A 1727-nucleotide genomic window follows, 5' to 3' on the forward strand; every position below is an offset into this window, starting at 1 on the left:
TTTTCGTATACTAAGACTAGGAGACATCTCTTAGTCTTTTATATTTATATGAATGGTAGTAAAATGAAGGCGAAGGCGTAGTTAAAAAATTTGAACCTTGAGTTCGTAAAAACTAGTATACCTATGAGTATTTATGATAGTCTACGCCTTCCATTTGATTACTACGAGCTAAGAGAGATGACTCTTGGCTTTTCTTTTTTATAGGCATATAGAAAAGAAAGTTTGAAAGGAAGGACGCGCCTGTTTTTGAACTTTGAGTTCGTACAAAAAAATGTCCAAAATTTCAGTTTATACACAAAACTAGTTTAGATCTAATGGTGTCATTGAACACGCATGAATAACGAAAAATAGTAACTGTATGAAAACTGAAACAAACCGTATCATCAAACAAAGAAAGGTGGAATAGAAGTGAACAGTCCATGTGTAGCAGTGGACGTATCGAAAGGAAAGAGCTATTATCAAGGATTTTATGATTTTAAAAATCCAACCACCAAAGCAACGCCATTCATGCATGATTTAGAGGGTTTGAAATCCATGTATGAAGCAGGTCAAAAAATAAAGGGAACGTACGGCGAAGTCGTGTACGTATTTGAATCTACTGGTATATACCATAAAATAATCGAGACATTTTTAATGAATCAAGGTGAGAAATGTATCATACTCAATCCTCTAGAGGCATCGAGAGTTCGTAAAACCGCCATACGAGCAACAAAAACAGACGCAAGAGATTGTATGAGCATCGCCAAAGCCTATTACACAAACGACTATCGATTACATAATCAAAAAGATGAACTCTATGAAAAACTGCAGAGCATGAATGGTTATTATAATTTTCTTGTTCAACAGTTAAGAGAAATGAAAGTTTGTTTTAGGAATGCTTTAGATATTGTATATCCTAGGTTTGATGAGGTTTACCCAGATCCATATTTGGATATACCTAAAGCCATTTTAAGTCGGTATCCACATCCAGATGAACTGAAAAGTAAACGTGCTGAAACGATTGTGAAGTACATCATGAAGGATACGAAGCATAGAGAATCTAAAGCGACTGAGGAAGCGAAGAAACTTAAAAGTTATATCGACAATGTATCTTCAGGGTGTCGTAATAGTGCACATGAAGTGTCCATATTGAAAACCCTAGTAACCCAAATTAATGATCAAGAGACAGAGATAGATTTATGTTTGGATGATATGAGGGATATAGTCAACGAAATACCGCTATATCATCAACTCATGACCATTCCAGGTATTGGCGACAACCTAGCGATTAGATTGATTGGTGAGTTGGGTGATTTAGAAAGATTTGAACGCAGTGAACAACTCGTCGCCTATGCTGGAATAGATCCTAGAGTTCATCAGTCTGGACAAATGACTGGTGAGCACTTACACATCACTAAGAAGGGGAATAAGCATTTAAGGACGTTACTATTCTTAGCCGTATCTAGTAATGTAAGGCTTGGAAAATCCAATCCAATCCTTGAATTCTACAACAAAAAAAGGCAACAAACGAACCCTCTCGTTTATAAAGCTGCCTTAATTGCCTGTGCCAATAAATTACTGAGAATAATCTTTGGCATGTATAAGAGTGGAAGGAATTTCCACCAATAAATTTCAATTTCATTATACTACTTAAAATACTAGATTACAAATCTGGTTTTTAGGTGTGCACAAAAATAGATATAAAAAATAATCTGGTTATTCTTGACTTCCTTTATCTAATTTTTTGT

Annotated in this window: 1 protein-coding gene; it reads left to right on the top strand. The window is 35.1% G+C overall.

What is annotated here, in order from left to right; genetic code table 11:
- Positions 1-408 precede the first annotated feature (408 nt).
- Positions 409-1608, top strand: a complete 1200-nt coding sequence (locus tag N7548_RS08795) for an IS110 family RNA-guided transposase (protein WP_263609104.1) — start codon at positions 409-411, stop codon at positions 1606-1608.
- Positions 1609-1727 lie beyond the last annotated feature (119 nt).

This window comes from Paracholeplasma manati, assembly GCF_025742995.1.
Lineage (GTDB): Bacteria > Bacillota_I > Bacilli_A > Acholeplasmatales > UBA5453 > Paracholeplasma > Paracholeplasma manati.